General features: G+C 64.1%; 17 protein-coding genes and 2 pseudogenes. 9 read left to right on the top strand and 10 right to left on the bottom strand.

All coding sequences use genetic code 11. The features are described 5' to 3' along the window. Together P0R31_RS39120 and P0R31_RS39125 are read right to left on the bottom strand one after the other, a co-directional pair. Positions 1-458, bottom strand: a pseudogene (locus P0R31_RS39120) (DUF2147 domain-containing protein); the annotation flags it as partial. Between the two features lie 173 nt (positions 459-631). Further along, positions 632-757, bottom strand: a pseudogene (locus tag P0R31_RS39125) (transporter substrate-binding domain-containing protein); the annotation flags it as partial. Between the two features lie 50 nt (positions 758-807). Here P0R31_RS39125 and P0R31_RS39130 point away from each other — a divergent pair. Together P0R31_RS39130 and P0R31_RS39135 are read left to right on the top strand one after the other, a co-directional pair. Next, a complete protein-coding gene (locus tag P0R31_RS39130) occupies positions 808-1,305 on the top strand; it encodes a DUF1993 domain-containing protein (protein WP_275520611.1) in 498 nt (165 codons plus the stop codon). A 131-nt stretch (positions 1,306-1,436) separates the two neighbouring features. Beyond that, positions 1,437-1,937 (top strand): GNAT family N-acetyltransferase, encoded by a 501-nt coding sequence (locus tag P0R31_RS39135; protein WP_275520584.1) that lies wholly within the window; start codon positions 1,437-1,439, stop codon positions 1,935-1,937. 142 nt (positions 1,938-2,079) lie between these two features. Here the strand turns inward: P0R31_RS39135 and P0R31_RS39140 are convergent, their stop codons facing one another. The 6 genes from P0R31_RS39140 to P0R31_RS39165 form a co-directional block, all read right to left on the bottom strand. Next, a complete protein-coding gene (locus P0R31_RS39140) occupies positions 2,080-2,571 on the bottom strand; it encodes a hypothetical protein (protein ID WP_275520587.1) in 492 nt (163 codons plus the stop codon). Between the two features lie 168 nt (positions 2,572-2,739). Continuing rightward, positions 2,740-3,729: a hydroxyacid dehydrogenase gene (locus P0R31_RS39145; RefSeq protein WP_275520589.1), complete on the bottom strand. Its 990-nt coding sequence runs from the start codon at positions 3,727-3,729 to the stop codon at positions 2,740-2,742. Positions 3,730-3,766: 37 nt separating this feature from the next. Beyond that, positions 3,767-4,867 (bottom strand): ABC transporter ATP-binding protein, encoded by a 1,101-nt coding sequence (locus P0R31_RS39150; protein ID WP_275520591.1) that lies wholly within the window; start codon positions 4,865-4,867, stop codon positions 3,767-3,769. A 20-nt stretch (positions 4,868-4,887) separates the two neighbouring features. Continuing rightward, positions 4,888-5,799 (bottom strand): carbohydrate ABC transporter permease, encoded by a 912-nt coding sequence (locus P0R31_RS39155; RefSeq protein WP_275520593.1) that lies wholly within the window; start codon positions 5,797-5,799, stop codon positions 4,888-4,890. Further along, positions 5,799-6,737, bottom strand: a complete 939-nt coding sequence (locus tag P0R31_RS39160) for a carbohydrate ABC transporter permease (RefSeq protein WP_275520595.1) — start codon at positions 6,735-6,737, stop codon at positions 5,799-5,801. Before P0R31_RS39160 ends, P0R31_RS39155 begins: the two co-directional genes overlap by 1 nt. 104 nt (positions 6,738-6,841) lie before the next feature. Beyond that, positions 6,842-8,182 (bottom strand): ABC transporter substrate-binding protein, encoded by a 1,341-nt coding sequence (locus P0R31_RS39165; protein WP_275520597.1) that lies wholly within the window; start codon positions 8,180-8,182, stop codon positions 6,842-6,844. A gap of 476 nt (positions 8,183-8,658) precedes the next feature. Here P0R31_RS39165 and P0R31_RS39170 point away from each other — a divergent pair, with 476 nt between their 5' ends. Next, positions 8,659-9,456: a Spy/CpxP family protein refolding chaperone gene (locus P0R31_RS39170; RefSeq protein WP_275520599.1), complete on the top strand. Its 798-nt coding sequence runs from the start codon at positions 8,659-8,661 to the stop codon at positions 9,454-9,456. Positions 9,457-9,568: 112 nt separating this feature from the next. Then, complete coding sequence (locus P0R31_RS39175) at positions 9,569-9,946, top strand: response regulator (protein ID WP_036012398.1); 378 nt, start codon at positions 9,569-9,571, stop codon at positions 9,944-9,946. A gap of 33 nt (positions 9,947-9,979) precedes the next feature. Here P0R31_RS39175 and P0R31_RS39180 read toward each other — a convergent pair whose 3' ends face one another. Continuing rightward, on the bottom strand, positions 9,980-10,192 hold the full coding sequence (locus P0R31_RS39180) for a hypothetical protein (RefSeq protein WP_275520601.1): 213 nt from the start codon (positions 10,190-10,192) through the stop codon (positions 9,980-9,982). 136 nt (positions 10,193-10,328) lie between these two features. Beyond that, the gene (gene glk / locus P0R31_RS39185; RefSeq protein ID WP_275520603.1) at positions 10,329-11,303 is read right to left on the bottom strand and encodes a glucokinase; all 975 of its coding nucleotides are present in this window, start codon (positions 11,301-11,303) and stop codon (positions 10,329-10,331) included. A gap of 266 nt (positions 11,304-11,569) precedes the next feature. On the opposite strand from glk, the gene pncA reads away from it, so the two are divergent. The 5 genes from pncA to P0R31_RS39210 all read left to right on the top strand — a co-directional run bounded on the left by pncA (position 11,570) and on the right by P0R31_RS39210 (position 17,327). Next, on the top strand, positions 11,570-12,196 hold the full coding sequence (pncA, locus tag P0R31_RS39190; protein ID WP_275520604.1) for a bifunctional nicotinamidase/pyrazinamidase: 627 nt from the start codon (positions 11,570-11,572) through the stop codon (positions 12,194-12,196). A gap of 16 nt (positions 12,197-12,212) precedes the next feature. Continuing rightward, the gene (locus tag P0R31_RS39195; protein WP_275520606.1) at positions 12,213-13,328 is read left to right on the top strand and encodes an alpha/beta fold hydrolase; all 1,116 of its coding nucleotides are present in this window, start codon (positions 12,213-12,215) and stop codon (positions 13,326-13,328) included. A gap of 142 nt (positions 13,329-13,470) precedes the next feature. After that, on the top strand, positions 13,471-15,504 hold the full coding sequence (locus P0R31_RS39200) for an NAD(+) synthase (RefSeq protein ID WP_275520608.1): 2,034 nt from the start codon (positions 13,471-13,473) through the stop codon (positions 15,502-15,504). A 30-nt stretch (positions 15,505-15,534) separates the two neighbouring features. Continuing rightward, on the top strand, positions 15,535-15,918 hold the full coding sequence (locus P0R31_RS39205; protein WP_036012369.1) for a GrlR family regulatory protein: 384 nt from the start codon (positions 15,535-15,537) through the stop codon (positions 15,916-15,918). Between the two features lie 104 nt (positions 15,919-16,022). Continuing rightward, positions 16,023-17,327, top strand: a complete 1,305-nt coding sequence (locus P0R31_RS39210; protein ID WP_275520609.1) for a DUF1236 domain-containing protein — start codon at positions 16,023-16,025, stop codon at positions 17,325-17,327. Positions 17,328-17,489: the final 162 nt, after the last annotated feature.

Below are 17,489 nucleotides of genomic sequence, written 5' to 3' on the forward strand. Positions count from 1 at the left end.
GCTGCAGCCACGGCCGGGGCGGGCGGCGGGACCACGGCGGGCGCGGCCTGCTGCTCGACCGGAGTAGGAGCTGGAGGCGGTGCAGGCGGCGGCGCCACGGCCGTTTGGGCCGGCGAGGTCGCGGCGGTGGTGGCCGCCGGGGGAGCCGCTGGCGGCGGAGCAGGGGGCGGCGCGACTGCGGCAGCCGCCGGCGCCTGCACGGCTGCAGGCGGCGCAGCTGGAGCGGGTGCCGGAGCGGTCGGCGCTTGCGGGTCGACCGTGGCCTGCTGCGGCGCCGTCTCGTTCTTCTTGGCCTTCTTGGGCTTATTCTGGCCCGTGTTGTCGTAGACACCGGGGATCTGCACCGTGCCGCGGTCCGGGTCGATGCGGATGGTGTGCCCGCCATATTCAAACGTGTACTGCGCCTGCGCGGCGGTGCTCGCCAAAAGGAATGCGGCCGTGGCCAACAGCTTCCTCATTTCCGTCTCCTGAACAGGTGGTCCCCGCACCGACGCTTACGCGCCGGCTCGCTTGCAAAAAGTGATCTAGATCACTGTCGTTGCTGTGAGTCGTCTTCCGGCGGTTCCGGGTTCAATAGGCCCGGAGCCGGTCCAAAGTTTGGCGAGGCAAGGCGACAGGAGGACGCGGCCGGATCGAACCAGGCCGCGTAGATCTTCTTGCAGGCGCCGTCTTCCATGGCAATGTGCAGCCACTGGTCGACGACGGCCTTCAGTGCCATGTCGCGCCAGAGCCAATAGGTCTTGTCCGAAAATCGAACGTGTTTTCGGGAGGCAGGAATCGAAGGGAATCCTTGAAGTGACGATCTCGATCTACGAGTCCTCGGTCGGCCTGTTCGTGCCCTATTTGCGCAATCTGTCCGCGCTGCTCGACAAGGGCGTCGCTTATGCAGAGGCCCGGAAATTTGATCCGGCCATTCTGCTCGGCATGCGCCTTGCGCCGAACATGTATGACCTCGCCCAGCAGGTCGGCGAGGCCTGCCGCCATGCCACGGTCGCGCCGGCCCTGCTAGCGCAGTGCGAGCCGGTGACACTGCCGGCGCTGGAGCACGACATGGCCGGGCTTCAGGCGCGCATCGCAACGTCCATCGAGTTCATCGAGAGCCTGCCGCGCGCGGAGATCGATGCGGCGGCGGAACGGAATGTTTTCTTCAGATTGAAGAACGGCACCGAGCTGCCCTTTACCGGACGGACGCTGCTGCTGACGTTCAGCGTCCCGCAATTCTTCTTTCACGTCACCACCGCCTACGACCTGCTCCGCCACGCCGGCGTCGAGCTCGTGAAGAAGGATTATTTGGGGAGGAAGTGAGCGCTGAAGGCTCGCTGCAATTGTAACCACGACCGTCATGCTGTTGCTCTGTCGCTGCTGGCGGTAGCGATGATGAGCATGGATGGGCCATTACCTCTTGCTATGGCATTTGGATATGGCCTATCTGCGGAATGCAGATCAGAGATGAGCGGGTTGAAGACGGCGAAGCAATCGGCCAGGTAACGTCGGCCGCATTCGCAGGGGCGTCCCACAGCAGCGGGACTGAACCCCGCATCATCGAGGCGCTACGTCAGGCCGGCGCACTGACGGTCTCGTTGGTGGCGACATCGGACGAGGCCGGAATCGTTGGTCACGTCGCCTTCTCGCCGGTCCGGATCAATCAGGACAGTGCGCAATGGTATGGCCTCGGACCGGTCTCGGTTGCGCCGCAGATGCAAAGACATGGAATCGGCCGCTCGTTGATCCGCGAGGGATTGGCTCGGCTTGCGGCACTGGACGCCGACGGCTGCGTCGTGTTCGGCGATCCAGCATATTATGGCCGTTTCGGCTTTGTCAGCGATCCTCTGTTGACCTATGGAGGCGAGCCGAGCCGGTATTTCCAGCGGATTGTGCTGAAGGGAGAGACCCCGAGCGGAGATGTGAGCTACCACGCGGCTTTCGATGCAGCGTGACTATGAGACCGTTTCGTCCGCGAGGCGACAAACTCTCCTCTTCGCCGTCATCGTCCTCGTCACCACGCGGGTCTTCTTTGCTGCTGTTGTTGCAGCCTTCTTGGCCACCGCTCTCTTCGTCAACTCTCTTGTTCAGAGCTAACTAGGCTTCGCCCTTGCGCTCGTAGTCGGCGAGCGAGCTGCGGCCGGCGATCTCGCTGCGCAGCAGCTCGAAGCGCCGCTGCGCCTCGTCTTGCTGGGTGTCGACGAAGCGCACCGCGGCCTCGCTCGTCATGGGACCGCTGACCACGGGGGCGGATTGCTCGCCGATGGTCTCGTGGACGTAGTACTGGCCGTCATCGCCGCGATGGACCGTCCATTTCAGACGGATCGCGACCATTGGTCCGGGACCAACCTTGCTGTAGCCATCGGCATCGGTGTGCTCCGGCACCAGCGGCTGCTCTTCGACCATGGGATGCTCGTCGATCACCGGATGCTCGTCCACGATCGGCGGCTCGTCAGAAGCGATGTGCTCACGCTCTCCGGCGACCACGATTTCGGTCTCGGTCTGGCGGATGACGAGAACGGGCTCGGGGTGCTCCAGGATGCTGGCGATGGTCGCCAGCGCGTGGTCGGTCGGGTCGATCTCTGACAAGGGGTCCATCCTCCAGCTCGCCGCGACGGCCAGTCTGTCCCACCGCCGCCGCGTTTCAAGCCCATTACGCGCGTTTGATTAAGGCTGAGTTGGGGCCCGATCTGCACCAAAATGGGACGCTTTCTGGCGTTCCGAAGGCGGGCGGACGAGCCGCCGACCTTCACGATGTCAGCCCAGCACGTCCTGGTTGATGACGTTCTGCCTGATGGGATCGCCGTCCAGCACGCTCAAAATATTGCGCGCGGTCTGCTCGCTCATGCGGCTCACCGCCTCGACCGTGACGCCGGCCACGTGCGGAGCCATGATGACGTTGGGCAGCGCGAATAGCGCGTTGCTGACCGGCGGCGGCTCCACCTCGAACACGTCGATGCCGGCGCCGGCGAGCTTTCCGGACGTCAGCGCATCATAGAGCGCCGCTTCCTTCACGATGCCGCCGCGCGCGGTGTTGATGAGGTAGGATCTATTCTTCATGCGGCCGATCCTGTCGACATCGAACAGGCCGACGGTCTCCGGCGTCTTCGGGCAGTGGATGGTGACGAAGTCGGCGTGAGGCAGCGCGGCATCGAGGTCGGTGACCGGTTCGCATCCGGCCGCCTTGATGTCGGCGGCATCCTTGTAGGGATCGTAGACCTGCACCTTCATCTCGAACGCCAGGCAGCGCTTGGCGGTGCGGCTGCCGATGCGGCCGAAGCCGATGATCAGCGCGGTCTTGCCGTAGAGGTCGAACGGCAGGATGCCGAGGCGGTCGGCCCAGGTGCCTTCCTTGACGCAGGAATGCAGCTCCTGCGCGCGCTTGGCCAGCGTCAGCATCATGAACAGCGCCGCCTCCGCAACCGAGGGCGAGTTGGCGCTGCCGGCGACCATCAGCGGCACCTTGCGGCGGGAGAGGGCGGGCACGTCGACGGCGTCGTAGCCGACGCCGATCCGGGTCACCACCTTCATGTCGCGCGCGGCCTCGAGCTCGGTCTCGCCGAAAGCGGTGGCGCCGAGCGCCACGCCATGGACCGGCGCATGGCTCTTCAACAAGGCCTCGAAATCCTTCGCCGAGATCAGGTTCGGAAACTCGACGAGCTCGATATCGTCCCGCTTGGTGAGGAGGGCGCGCGCCCCTTGCGACAAAGTTTGCGTAACGAAAATCTTCTTCTTGTTGGTCGCCATCGCTCCCCTACCTGCTCGCTTTTCTTGGATCGCGGCGTCACAACACGACGCCGGTCTCCTCATTTAGCAGGTGCATGTTGTTGAGGTCCATCGCCAGGCGCATGGGTGCCCCGTCCTTGGCGCCGGCATTGGGATCGACGCGGCCGCAGACCGGCGTGCCGTCGAGCCCGAAATAGACCAGCGTCTCCATGCCCATCGGCTCGGTGACGTCGAGCACGGTATCGAAGGTCTCGACGCCGGGCGCCAGATGCGCATGCGACTCGGTGAGATGCTCGGGACGGATGCCGAGCAGCAGCTTCTCGGTACGTGGCAGCGCGTTGTAGCGCGCGGCGCGGGCCGGCGGCAGCGCGAACGCGATGCGGTCGGTGAGGCGGATCTGGAGCGTGCCGCCGACATCCTCGAGCCGGCACGGGATGAAGTTCATCGCGGGCGAGCCGATGAAGCCCGCGACGAAGCGCGTCGCCGGCTTGTGATAGAGCTCGTTCGGCGTGCCGATCTGCTCGATGCGACCCTTGTTCATCACCACCACGCGGTCGGCCAGCGTCATCGCCTCGACCTGGTCGTGGGTGACGTAGACGGTGGTCGTGCGCACCTTCTGGTGCACCTTCTTGATCTCGATCCGCATCTGCACGCGCAGCTTGGCGTCGAGATTGGACAGCGGCTCGTCGAACAGGAAAACCTTGGGATTGCGTACGATGGCGCGGCCCATGGCGACGCGCTGGCGCTGGCCGCCGGAGAGCTGCTTCGGCTTGCGGTCGATCAGGTCGGTGATGTCGAGAAGGCGGGCGGCTTCGGTCACACGCGCCTTGATTTCGGCCTTGGGATAGTGCTTCAGGCGCAAGCCGAACGACATGTTCTCGGCGACCGTCATGTGCGGGTAGAGCGCGTAATTCTGGAACACCATGGCGATGTCGCGGTCCTTCGGCGGCACGTCGTTGACGACGTCGCCGCCGATCAGGATGTCGCCGTCGCTGATGTCTTCGAGACCTGCGATCATGCGCAGCGTGGTCGACTTGCCGCAGCCGGAGGGGCCGACCAGCACGATGAACTCGTGGTCGGCGATGTCGAGATCGATGCCGCGCACGGCTTCGACATCGTCGTAACGCTTGACTACCTTCCGCAAAGCAACGTCAGCCATCGAACTTCAGCTCCTCGCCATCAACCCTTTGTCGCGCCGGCGGTCAGGCCGGCAATGTAGTAGTCCATCAGGAACGCGTAGATTATGAGCGGTGGTGCCGCGCCGAGCAGCGCGCCGGTCATGATCTGTCCCCAATTGAAGACGTCGCCCTTGATCAGCGTGGTGATGATGCCGACCGGCATCACCAGCTGATCGGTCGAGGTGGTGAACACGAGCGGATAGAGGAATTGCGCCCAGGACACGGTAAAGGCGAAGATGGTGGCGGCGATCAGCCCCGGCAGCGCCACCGGAATGAAGATCCGGGTCAGCGTCTGGAACCAGGACGCTCCATCGATGATCGCGGCCTCGTCGAGCTCCTTGGGGATCGAGGCGAAGTAGCCGATCATGATCCAGGTGCAGAACGGGACCGTCAGCGTCGGATAGAGGATCAGCAGCACGTACCATCTGTTGATGAGCTGGATGCCGGTGAAGTCGCCGATCACCGCGAACATCTTGAACAGCGGAATGAACAGCAATGTCTCCGGAACGAGGTAAGTGAGAAATACGCCGGTGGCGAGCGTCGCCGAGCCCCAGAACCGCATCCGCGACAGCGCGAATGCGGCCGGCACCGATATCAGCATGGTGATGGTGACGACGAAGATCGAGACGATCGCCGAATTCCAGAAGAAGCGCAGGAACTGGTTCGACGTCAGGAGCGAAGTGTAGTTTTCCAGCGTCGGATGAAACACCCACCACGGATTGGTCGCCGCTGAAATCTCCGCGCTGCTCTTCAAGGACGTGATGAGCATGTAGACCGGCGGCGTCAGGAAGAAGATCGCGAAGATCACCAGGAAGAAATACGACCAGCGCAGCGCCCAGGCGCGGTCGCGGCTCATGCTGCCGTACTTGACCTTGGGGGTCCGCGTGGCCTTGTCGATGGTTACCGTGGTCATCAGGCTTCATTCCCGCGTTTGTTGACGTCGCGCAGGATGAAGATTGCCGCGATCGCCAGGATCGGCACCATGAAGAGGGAAACGCTGGCGCCGAGCGGTATGTCGCTGCCCTCGATACCAACGCGGAACGCCCAGGTTGCGAAGATGTGGGTGTGATCGAGCGGGCCGCCGGCGGTCAGGATTCGCACGATGTCGAAATTGGCGAAGGTGACGATCAGCGAAAACAGCGTCGTGATCGCGATGATGTTCCGCATCATCGGCAGCGTCACATACCAGATGCGCTGCCACCAATTGGCGCCGTCGATGGCGGCGGCTTCGTAGAGCTGCTCGGGAACGGATTTCAACGCGGCCAGATACATGATCATGAAGAACGGTGCGCCGACCCAGATGTTGACGAGAATAACCGAGAAGCGCGCCCATAGCGCATCGCCGGTCCACGGGATCGGCCCGGCGCCGAACAAGCCGAGCGTATAGTTGAACGCGCTATAGGAAGGATCGAACAACCACAGCCAGGCGAGCGTGCTCATCGCCGGCGGTATGACCCATGGCACCAGCAGCATGCCGCGCCATTTGCGCTGGCCCCTGGCGGGGATGTTGTGAACGAAATGCGCAATGATGAATCCGAGCACCGCCTTGAAGATGACGGCCGTGATGGCGAAGATGCAGGATTGCTTGACGACCAGCCAGAATGTTTCGCGCTTGAACAGGAACTCGAAGTTGCTCAGTCCGATGAACCGCTGCATCGACTTGTTCAAGGTCGCCAGATGTATCGCATAGAATGCCGGATAGATCACGAGCAGCGCGATCAGCAGGATCAGCGGCAGCGTCATCAGGAACGCTACGGTCGATTTGCGCCTCAGTGCATTGTGGAGACTGGAGCGCTTTCGCGCAGTTTTTGCGGTAGCGGCACGGTTCGGCTGCAATACGACATCAGCCATGGTGCGTTTTCATCCCTTTAAAGTCTTTATCGGCTTTGCCGGCTTCGTGACGGAATGCAGAAATGGCGGCCGGCCATCGGCTGGCCGCCATCGTGTCCGGCCCGTCAGCTTCGCATGAAGCCTTCGCACTCGCCTTCGGCCCAGGCGAGCGTCTTTTCCATCGCCTCGCCCTGTGCATGGCGCAGGCACATCTTGGTTAGCGTGGCCTGCGTGTAGATCTGCTGTGCGATCTTCGGCGGAGCCGGCGCCGCGGCGATCGAAAGCGTCTGATGGTTGTGGGGGTTGGGGTAGTGGTAGAGCGTACCCTTCGGTGGCCCTTCCTCCTGCCACACCTTGAGCGTCGTCAGCTTCTCGTAGCAGGGCAGGTCGTAGCCGCCGCTCGCCACCACCATCTTCTCGATCGCATCGGGTTGCGAAAGCGTCCTGAGCAGGCTCTTGGCCGCTTCCTTGTTCTTGGAAAACGACCACGTGCCCCAGAAGTAGCCCAGGTAAGGCGCGTAGCGGCCCTTCGGCCCGGCCGGAAAGCCGTGGGTCCAGCACTGCTCGGCGACCTGAGGCGCGTCGCGCTTGGCGACAGCCCAGGCACTCGGCGGATTCATGATCAGGGCGCCCCTGCCGGAGACGAGCCACTTGTTATTAGAGGCATCATCCCAGGCACCAGCATCTGGCGGCAGGAACGCGATCAGCTTCTTGTAATAGTCCAGAGCCTGACGCACCGCGTCGGTCTTCACCGTGAGGTTGCCCTTCCCGTCGACGAGGGCTGCGCCGAAAGACTGGAAGATCGCACCGGCCGTATCGACATTGTCGGTGGTCTCGCCGAGACCGATACCAAAGGGAACGCCGCCCTTATGGCAGGCTTCAGCGGCCTTGAGGAACGTGTCCAGGGTCCAGTCGTCGGCCTTCGGCGCGGCGCCTGCCGGATACATCGCCTGCACGTCGATGCCCGCATGCTTCTTCATCAGATCGATGCGCGAGCAGGGCCCCTTGATCTGGCTGCCGACGCTCGCGGGAACCGCAAGCCACTTGCCGCCGGCCTGGCCGAGATACTTCATGGTGCCGTTCGGCTCGCCATTCTGCTTGATGAGGTCTCCCATCACGTCGTTCATGGGCTCAAGCTGCTCGGAATGCGCATGCGGAAACCAGGTCTGCATCGCAATGACGTCGTGTCCTGACCTGGCCTGCGCCTCGGCGGCGACGGTCAAGATGAGCTTGTTACCCTGACTTGGGATGTAGTCGATCGAAACCTCGACCTTTTCCTTAGCCGCCCATTCGTTGACGATGTCGGTCGAGGCTTTGTTTGCGCCGGGGACCCAATGGTCCCAGAACCCGATCGAGAGCTTGCCGGCGGCGTAAGCGCCCCGGACATAGGGCGCTGAGATCAGCGCCGCGGAGGACATTGCAGTGGCAGCCACAAATTGACGTCGCGTCAGTTTCTTGCGTGACATCTCGTTTCCTCGCTTGGGTGTTGTTGTTGGAGTTTCCTCTTGAATTCTTGTTTCTTGAGTTGTTGTTGGTCGATTTTCTTGTTGGCGCCGTCGGCCTGCGTTTGCAATTCACGCCTGTCGCAGCAAATTGGTAGCGCGATCAGATCATGATTGATCGCGTCTGTCGAGAAAGCCGAATGGCTCTGCGCCTAAAACTAATGGTGTGCCCGGAAACGCCGCAACGCGTTGGGAGTCGAAGCGCCGCAGGCGCGGCACACGTGGTTTTTTTGCGACGCACACTTTGCGCCAAGCGGTCTGAACGCTGCGTGCGCATTTACGCCGCAGTTTCGCATAAGCCTGGATAAGCGCTTCGCGTGAAAGCCTTTTCGGGCGTGGACAGCAATCGGCCGCGTCTGGACCTCGAAGTGGCGGAAACGATAGAGTTGCGCCTGGCGGCTGATCCCCGCTGACAGGCCAGATCGATGATGGAGACGAGAATGATCAAACCGGCGGCACCAGCGCGGCTTCATCTGCGGCGATGCTTGGCGCTGGGGTCTGTACTCGCGCTGTTGCTCGGGGCCGTCGCGGTGGCGAATGCCCAGGGTCTGGTCAAGGGCGTTCAGGAAGGCGCCGCGGCCGGCAACAAGGCGGCAGGTCCGGTCGGTGGTGTGCTCGGTGGCGCCATCGGTGGTGTGGTTGGCGTTTTCACCGGCGTGCTCGGTGTCGGCAACACCGGCAATCAGGCCCCGCCGCCAAAGGAGGCCGGTAAGGACGCGACGAAGGATTCCAAGCAGCAGGGCGGGGCCAAGGACAAGGATGCCAAGAGCGCCAAGGGCAAGAGCGCCAAGGCGACCAAGGAGGCGAAGAACGCGCCGCAGGACAACAAGGGTAAAGACAACAAGGAAGTCACGGTTCTGACCCAGCCCGGTGCGCCGCAGCTGACCGCCGAGCAGATCGTCGCCAACAGCGATTCCTACATCGAGCGGATCAAGAGCGAGCTGAATCTCACGCCGGATCAGGAGAAGCACTGGTACGGATTCTCGAGCGCGATGCACTACCTCGGGCATAATGGCGCAGAGCGGCTCAACCTGCGGATTGCACGCGCCAAGCGCGATCCGCCCGACGACATCATCGAGCAGATGCGCAACGAGGCCCAGTTCCTGATCGATCGCGCCGGCGATCAGCGCAACGTCGCCGATGCCGCCGAGCCGCTCTTTTCCAGCCTCGACGACAAGCAGAAGCAGGTGTTCATCCAGGCAATGGTGCGCCTCAGCCACGAGCGCGGACTGGATTGATCAAGTTGAATCGGTTCGGGCGCGTGTGAATTAACGGCGCCCGCCACGAATTCGTGTATCTACAGCGCAATTCGGTTATGCTTAGCTTCGCACGGCTGATTGCGGGGTTGATATGGCGGACGGACTCTCCGTTTTCCTGGTCGAAGACGAGGCGTTGATCCGGATGATGATCGCCGACATGGTGGAGGAACTCGGCCACCACGTCGTTGCGGAGGCAGATAATGTGCGCGACGCCAGCGCCTTTGCCATGACCGCGCAGTACGATCTGGCCATCCTCGACATCAATCTGATGGGCGTCTATGTCGACCCCGTTGCCGATTTGATCGAACGTCGCGGAAAACCGTTTCTGTTTGCCACAGGATACGGTCCGGAACTGCTGCCGTCCTTGCTCCGGCGTAGGCCGATCCTGCGCAAGCCGATCGCGATGGATCAGCTCAAGGCGATGATCGATTCGATGTTTCCCGAGCCGTCGGCCACTATCCCGAGCTGACCGATCGCGCTTTTGCCGCCTGGCGGGAAGAACTCAACCGGCAGGGTTGCGGCCGTTCCTCAGCACCGTGGCAATGGTGTGAGCCGTCATGGCCGCGCGGTCCGAAGCGCGCTGGGCAGCCAGCTGGTCGCGGGCCTTTTCCTCGATCAGGAGCTCGATGAGCGCCAGCCGCTTGTCTTCGCTGTCCGCTTCGCGCAACAGGCGGTGATAGCGATGATAGTCGAAACCCAAATCCTGCTTACGCATGTCACGCCCCCGCAACTACGCCACACACACGGGTAATTGTTTCTCATCGGGAACACGCAGGCAAGCATGAACCTGCGTGGAACCGCAGGTGCGCCGCAATCAGCTGTGCATGACGGGAACTCGCCGCCTGAGACCGCTACTCAGCCGGATTGTGCTCGGCAAACGTCGTCAGGCCGAGGAAGCTCGCATCGGGCTTGATCACGAGCCTGGTCGGGATGTTGCGCAGATAATCCTGGAACCGTCCCTTGGCTTCGAAGCGTGCCCGGAACGCAGAGGCGGCGAGGAACTCGCGGAAGCGCGGCACGATTCCACCGGCGACATAGACGCCGCCGCGGGCGCCGAAGGTCACCGCGAGATTGCCGGCGACCGAGCCGAGGATGGCGCAAAACATCTCCAGCGTCGCGCGGCTGACGGGACAGCTGTTCTCCAGGGCCGCCTTGGTGATCCCGGCGGCATCGCGATGCGGCACCTGGACGCCGTCGATCTCAGCCAACGCTTCATACAGGTTTTGCAGCCCGGAGCCCGAGAGGGCGCCGCGCTCGATCGAGACATGGCCCAGGCGCCGGCGCAGGCAGGCGATCACGCGCTCCTCGCGCTCGTTCTCCGCCGGCAGGGTCGCATGTCCAGCCTCGGTAACGACGGCCAGGCGCGAACCATGGCGGTCGACCAGGCAGGACACACCAAACCCGGTTCCAGGCCCCACGACCAGCAACGGCTCGCCGGCCAGGCCGTCGCCGCCGCCGAGTCGGACCAGGTCTGAAGGCTCCAAGGCAGGCAGGGACCAGGCCACGACCTCGAAATCGTTCAGCACATGGACGCTGTCGAAGCCGAGCGCGGACTGCAGCTCGTTGCCGTCGATGACCCAGGGACTGTTGGTCATGACGCAGCGATTGTTGGTGACGGGACCGGCCACAGCCAGCACCGCGCGATGGGGCTGCTCGCCGTTGGACCGGCGCGCCAAAACGTCCGCGATGGCTTCGCGCACGGTCGGGAAGTCGGCGACCTTGACATAGTCGATCGGTCCGGTCTGACCGCTCGGGCTCAGCGCGAAGCGCGCATTGGTGCCGCCGATATCGGCGAGAAGAATTTTTCCGGTCTTGCCGATATTCATGGCCTCATCGCCGCCACGACCTTCAGGCCCTGGCAGCCCTGTCCTCCGCTGCTTCGACCCGATCCGCCTGGCGCGGGCGGTACGAGAATCTGCCCTTGGGTGCGCCTAGTCAACACGGACGAGGTCAAACCGTTGCATCGTGGCGGCCAGGGTGACCAATTCGCGCAGCTGCCGCGCGTGCCAGTGGTTGCGAAGCCGCGCGGGAAGGCCGACACTGAGGTGGTCGCCCGGCGCTGTCGCGCCCGGCAGATCGAAATGGGACGGCGATGAAGATTTCCGACCGCGACGTGTTGCTGGTGATCGACGTGCAGAACGACTTCTGCACCGGCGGGGCGCTCGCCGTTCCCGGTGGCGAGAAGGTCGTCCCCGCCATCAACAGGATCGCCCAAAAATTCGCCAATCTGGTACTGACCCAGGACTGGCATCCGAGCGACCACGTCTCGTTCGCGCCGAACCATGCCGGCAAGCAGCCGTTCGAGACCATCGAGCTCGACTATGGCCGGCAGGTGCTGTGGCCGACGCATTGCGTGCAAGGCACGGCCGGCGCGGAATTTCATCGCGATCTCGACGTCACACGGGCGAGCCTCGTGGTGCGCAAGGGCTTTCGCCGCCGCATCGATTCCTACTCGGCATTGTTCGAGAACGACCATCGGACACCGACCGGATTGCTTGGTTATTTGCGCGAACGCGAGCTGAAGACGGTCTTTGTCGCTGGTCTGGCGCTGGACTTCTGCGTCCGCTTCTCGGCGGAAGATGCGCGCAAGGCAGGGCTGGAGGTGGCCGTCATCGAGGATGCCTGTCGCGGCATCGATCTCGACGGCTCGGTCGCGGCGACCCATCGGAGTTTTCGGGACCTCGGCATTGCCGTCGTGAGCCTCGAGGCGTTTCTGTGAGGATGGCGAGGTAGCGATGGTGGACAAGACCGCCAAACCGCCACGCGGGCCAGCGCAGGCTCCTGATGATCCACGGCTGTGGCCGTTTGCGGCGGCGCAGCTCGCCATGGATGCCTGCTTCTGGTGGCTGGAGCGGGCACCCGAGCAACAGGGTGACAGCAGCCTGCCATGGACGACGCCGAGCAGCGTTGCGTTGGAGCTCGCGACGATGGGCTTGCGCGATTGCTCGCAGACCCGGTCCGGCCAGCCGGCGCTCGTCTGCGCGCCCTATGCGCTGCACCGGGCCCTGATCGCCGATTTCGCCCCAGGCCACAGCGTGGTGCAGTCGCTGCAAAACGGCGGCATCGACCGGATCTATCTCACCGACTGGCGGTCGGCGACGTCAGACATGCGCTATCTCTCGATCGACAGCTATCTCGGCGATCTCAACGTCGCCATTGACGAGATCGGCGCGCCGGTCGATCTCGTCGGGCTGTGCCAGGGCGGATGGCTGTCGCTGCTCTATGCCGCGCGCTTTCCGGCCAAGGTGCGGCGGCTGGTTCTGGTCGGTGCTCCCGTGGACCTGTCGATCGAGTCCTCGCTGTCCCGGCTTGCCCGCAACGCGCCGGGGCTGGTCTATGACCAGCTCGTTGCGCGCGGCGGTGGCAATGTGAGCGGCGAGGAGATGCTGCGCTTCTGGTCCAAAGCCCCTGACCAAGACGATATCGTGGCGGCACTGCAGCGGGATCTCTCGGACGAGCAGGGCTCCGAGCTGCTGGCGCGGTTCGACCGCTGGAACGCCGAGACGCTCAACCTGCCGGGCACTTATTATCTCGAGATCGTCAACGCGATCTTCCGGGAGAACCGCATCGCCGAGGGCCGTTTCGTCGCGCTCGGCCGCCCGATCGATCTGAAGGACGTCAAGGCGCCGATCTTCCTGCTCGCCGGCCTCGACGACGATGTAGTGCCGGCGACGCAAGCGCTGGCCACTGCGGGGCTCGTCGGTACGCCACCTGCCTTCGTTGCAGCGGCATCCGAGCCCAGCAACCATCTCGGCCTATTCATGGGCGCGCGCGCCCATGCGCATGCCTGGCCCCGGATCGCCGGGTGGCTGCGCAGCGATCTGCCCGGCGTGCTGGCCCGCAGCGCCTGAGCTCGCCGGCACTGGACCGGACGGGGCGCAAATCCGTTATGCATGATGGCGGATGGCCTGCACGGGGCCAGATCGATGGGCTAAATATGACCGGAGCTGACGGCGGTGGCCGCCGGCGAGAGATTTGAGGGTACTGCGCTCGATGATTTTCCACTCGATTTACGCCCACGGATTTGCGCGCGTAGCAGCCTGCGTGACCACCTCCCACGTCGCCGATCCCAGCGCCAACGTGAAGGCCGTGCTGGCGGCGGCCAGTGCCTGCCATGAGCAGTCGGTCGCGGTCGCGGTGTTTCCCGAGCTGTGCCTGTCCGGTTATGCGATCGAGGACCTGGTGAAGCAGGATCCGCTGCTCGATGCGGTCGAGCGCGGGCTCGGAGCGATCGTTGAAGCCTCCGCGGGGCTGATGACGGTCCTGATCGTCGGGGCGCCGTTGCGCTTTGGCAATCGCATCTACAACTGCGCCGTCGTCATTCATCGTGGCAACGTCCTCGGCGTCGTGCCGAAATCTTACTTGCCGACGTACCGGGAGTTCTACGAGGGACGGCATTTTGCCTCCGGCGCCGGCATGGCCGGCGAGAGCATCGCCATTGGCGGCCTGCATGCACCGTTCGGCGTGGATCTCCTTTTCGCGGCCGAGGACGTTCCGGGTCTCACCATTGGCGTCGAGATCTGCGAGGACATGTGGATCCCGGTGACGCCGGCTTCGGAGCTCGCGCTTGCGGGCGCGAGCGTGCTGATCAACCTGTCGGGCAGTCCGATCACGATCGGCCGGGCGCGCTCGCGCGCGTTGCTGTGCCAATCGACCTCGGCGCGCTGTCTCGCGGCTTACGTTTATTCCGCGGCCGGGGCCGGGGAATCCACCACCGACCTCGCCTGGGACGGCCAGACCTCGATCTACGAGAGCGGGGTGCTGCTGGCCGAGGGCGAGCGGTTCCGCCAGGGCGGCCAGATCACGCTGGCCGATGTCGATCTCGACCTGCTCCGGCAGGAGCGCGCGCTGATGGGAACGTTCGACGACAACCGGCGGCAGCGCGAGGCGTTTTTCCGCAAGGTGACATTTGCCCTGAAGCCGCCGGCCGCCGATATCGGCTTCCTGCGCAAGGTCGAGCGCTTTCCATTCGTGCCGAGCGACGAGAGCCTGCTCGAGCAGGACTGCTACGAGGCCTACAACATCCAGGTCGCCGGGCTGGTGCAGCGCATGCGCGCCACCGGCACCAAGCGCGTGGTGATCGGCGTGTCGGGCGGCCTCGATTCCACCCACGCCCTGATCGTCGCCGCCAAGGCGGTCGACCTGCTCGGCCTGCCGCGCGAGAACATCCTGGCCTATACCATGCCCGGCTTTGCCACCGGCAGCGAGAGCAAGACCAACGCGCTCGCGTTGATGAAGGCGTTGCAGACGAGCTGGCAGGAGCTCGACATCCGCACCACGGCGACGCAGATGCTGAAGGATATCGGCCATCCCTTCGGCAAGGGCGAGAAGGTCTACGACGTCACCTTCGAGAACGTGCAGGCCGGCTTGCGCACGGATTATCTGTTTCGGCTCGCCAACCATCACGGCGGCATCGTGATCGGAACCGGCGATCTCTCCGAGCTCGCGCTCGGCTGGTGCACCTATGGTGTCGGCGACCAGATGGCGCATTACAACGTCAACGCCGGCGTGCCGAAGACGCTGATCCAGCATCTGATCCGCTGGGTGATCTCCTCCAAGCAATTCAGCGACGACGTCAACCGGACGCTCGGCTCGATCCTTGTGGCCGAGATCTCGCCGGAACTCGTGCCGGTCGAGGCCGGCCAGAAGCCGCAGAGCACGGAAGCGTCCGTCGGACCTTACGAGCTGCAGGACTTCAACCTGTTCTATACGTTGCGCTTCGGCATGCGGCCGTCCAAGATCGCCTTCATGGCGCTTCAGGCATGGAAGGACGTTGCCAAAGGCGAATGGCCGCCGGCGTTCCCGAGCGACCGGCGCAGGGCCTATGACCTCAAGGAGATCCGCCGCTGGCTCGAAGTGTTCCTGCGCCGCTTCTTCGCCTTCAGTCAGTTTAAGCGCTCGGCCATGCCGAACGGGCCGAAGGTCTCGGCCGGCGGCTCGCTGTCGCCGCGCGGCGATTGGCGCGCGCCCTCGGATTCCAGTGCGGCGGCATGGCTCGAGGATCTCGAGCGGAACGTGCCGAACTGATCGGGGCAGCGGATCGGTGGGGATGATCGGATGTCAGCTGGCGATGAAGCGGAAGCGGGTGAGGAGGCCAGGGTCGTCAACGGCCTCTACATCTTCGACATCGAGATGCGGGACGGCAAGCGTGGGCAGGCCAGGGGCGTGGTCGTGCTCAGCGACGGCCGCATCATGGGCGGCGACAGCTACTTCTACTACACCGGCAGCTACACCTTCCGGAACGGCAAGTGGCGGGGCGACATGATCGTCAATCAGCACACCGAGGCGGTCGGCAGGACGCTCGCATTCGGCGGCAGGGAGGTTACCTGCGGCTTCTCCGGCGACTATTTCCCCGGCGGTGCGGAAGTCGAAGGCATGGCGCTGGTCGGCAAGACCAGCGTGACGTTCACGGCGCGACTGACGCTGAAGGATGCGATGTGACGGCGACTTGATTGGCTCACTTCCACGACCGCGTTCCTGCTCTGGAACCTTCGCACGAACAGAACGTTCGCGTTTGTTGTTGCGAATTGTCGAGGAGAGGGACCATGCGTCAACATTTGATGATATCGACTGCGGCCGTCGGGCTCATGCTCGCATCCGGTCTTGCCTATGCCCAGGCGCCCGGTGAGCGCGGGGACGAGCCGAAACGCACCGAGGAGCCGGCCAAGGGCGCTTCTCCGCAGCGCGGTGGTGCGGCTCAAGAACGCGTTCAAGAGCGCGCGCAAGGCGCCCAGGAGCGGCTTCAGGGCGCAGGCCGCGAGGATCGAGGCGGCGCTGCCAAGAGCGAGGCAAGTGACGACAAGCGCCAGCCGGCGACGGCCTCGGAGCGCAATCAACCGAAGGCCAGGGACCAGGCACAAGAATCTCGCGAGCCTTCGCGCGATCGCAACCGGGAGGCCGAGAGCGCCAAGCCCGGACGCGATGCGGGCAAGAGCAGTGCGGAAACCAAGCAGGACAAGGCTGCGCAGGACAAGGCTGCGCAGGACAAGGCTGCGCCGCAGAAATCAACCGCCGAATCCGAGAGATCCAAGACCGGCCCGACGACTGGCCCGGCTGGCCAGCAGAACGAGCGCACGGGAGCTACAGCCAACCAGAACGAGCGCAACCAGGCCCAGCCGCCGCGCAGTGCCGCCGAGCAGCAGCCGCCGGCGCAACAGAGCAATCAGCCGGCCACTGCGACGGATACCAACCGCCCGGCTCCGACCAACAACGCACAGACCGCGCCCGGCTCCACGGGCACGCAGACCAACCAGGCCAATCAGACCACGCAGACCAACACGCAGGTCAATCAGCAGGCCCAGGTGACGACCGAGAGGCAGGTGCGGATCTCCGAAACTGTGAGCCGCGCACGCCTGGCGCAGCCGGAGCGCAATCTGAACATCTCGATCCGGGTTGGCGAGACGATTCCCTCGCGCGTGCGTCTGCATCGGCTGCCGCCCGAGATCGTCTCGATCGAGCCTGCATATCGGGGCTACGAATATTTCACGACGGAAGACGAGGTCATTATCGTGGAGCCGCGCTCGAATCGCATCGTCAGCCAGGTACCCCGCGATCCGTCGCGCGCCCGTGCACAGATGGGCGGCGGCACGTCGTCCAGCATGGCGGCGGCCGGCGGAAACAACATGGTGAACTGCCAGATCATGCGACGTGATGCCTCCGGCAACGTGGCCCAGGCGGAGCCGACCACCGTTGGCTCGACTGCGCGCACCGATTCCCTGAGCGTGATCGTCCAGATGCCTGGCGGCGGCTCGTCCGCGCCGATCGCCCTCGGCGTTCCCGCGGGTAACATCGTGGTTGCGACGCAAGGGCAGGGCGATTGCACCGTGACGCTGGAGCCGCAGGCGCGCTAAGCGCCGAAACAAAGAGGCTCTGAAACGACAACGCGCCGCCCGGATGCCCCACCGGACGGCGCGTTGCTGCGTTCAATCTAAAAAGTTTCGAGGTCCGGAGTGCCTAGGAGTCCGGACCTCGTCACCTTGCCCCAGCCTTCAATCCCCCGCCCCATGTGGTCC

The sequence above is a fragment of the Bradyrhizobium yuanmingense genome (genome assembly GCF_029167105.1).
GTDB classification, from domain to species: domain Bacteria; phylum Pseudomonadota; class Alphaproteobacteria; order Rhizobiales; family Xanthobacteraceae; genus Bradyrhizobium; species Bradyrhizobium yuanmingense_A.

Bases quoted from the DNA above. Each gene is read 5' to 3' on its own strand.
- P0R31_RS39135 (WP_275520584.1), top strand. From the start codon at position 1,437: ATGCAGATCAGAGATGAGCGGGTTGAAGACGGCGAAGCAATCGGCCAG.
- P0R31_RS39145 (WP_275520589.1), bottom strand. From the start codon at position 3,729: ATGGCGACCAACAAGAAGAAGATTTTCGTTACGCAAACTTTGTCGCAA.
- P0R31_RS39150 (WP_275520591.1), bottom strand. From the start codon at position 4,867: ATGGCTGACGTTGCTTTGCGGAAGGTAGTCAAGCGTTACGACGATGTC.
- P0R31_RS39155 (WP_275520593.1), bottom strand. From the start codon at position 5,799: ATGACCACGGTAACCATCGACAAGGCCACGCGGACCCCCAAGGTCAAG.
- P0R31_RS39160 (WP_275520595.1), bottom strand. From the start codon at position 6,737: ATGGCTGATGTCGTATTGCAGCCGAACCGTGCCGCTACCGCAAAAACT.
- P0R31_RS39165 (WP_275520597.1), bottom strand. From the start codon at position 8,182: ATGTCACGCAAGAAACTGACGCGACGTCAATTTGTGGCTGCCACTGCA.
- P0R31_RS39170 (WP_275520599.1), top strand. From the start codon at position 8,659: ATGATCAAACCGGCGGCACCAGCGCGGCTTCATCTGCGGCGATGCTTG.
- P0R31_RS39175 (WP_036012398.1), top strand. From the start codon at position 9,569: ATGGCGGACGGACTCTCCGTTTTCCTGGTCGAAGACGAGGCGTTGATC.
- P0R31_RS39180 (WP_275520601.1), bottom strand. From the start codon at position 10,192: ATGCGTAAGCAGGATTTGGGTTTCGACTATCATCGCTATCACCGCCTG.
- glk (WP_275520603.1), bottom strand. From the start codon at position 11,303: ATGAATATCGGCAAGACCGGAAAAATTCTTCTCGCCGATATCGGCGGC.
- pncA (WP_275520604.1), top strand. From the start codon at position 11,570: ATGAAGATTTCCGACCGCGACGTGTTGCTGGTGATCGACGTGCAGAAC.
- P0R31_RS39195 (WP_275520606.1), top strand. From the start codon at position 12,213: ATGGTGGACAAGACCGCCAAACCGCCACGCGGGCCAGCGCAGGCTCCT.
- P0R31_RS39200 (WP_275520608.1), top strand. From the start codon at position 13,471: ATGATTTTCCACTCGATTTACGCCCACGGATTTGCGCGCGTAGCAGCC.
- P0R31_RS39205 (WP_036012369.1), top strand. From the start codon at position 15,535: ATGTCAGCTGGCGATGAAGCGGAAGCGGGTGAGGAGGCCAGGGTCGTC.
- P0R31_RS39210 (WP_275520609.1), top strand. From the start codon at position 16,023: ATGCGTCAACATTTGATGATATCGACTGCGGCCGTCGGGCTCATGCTC.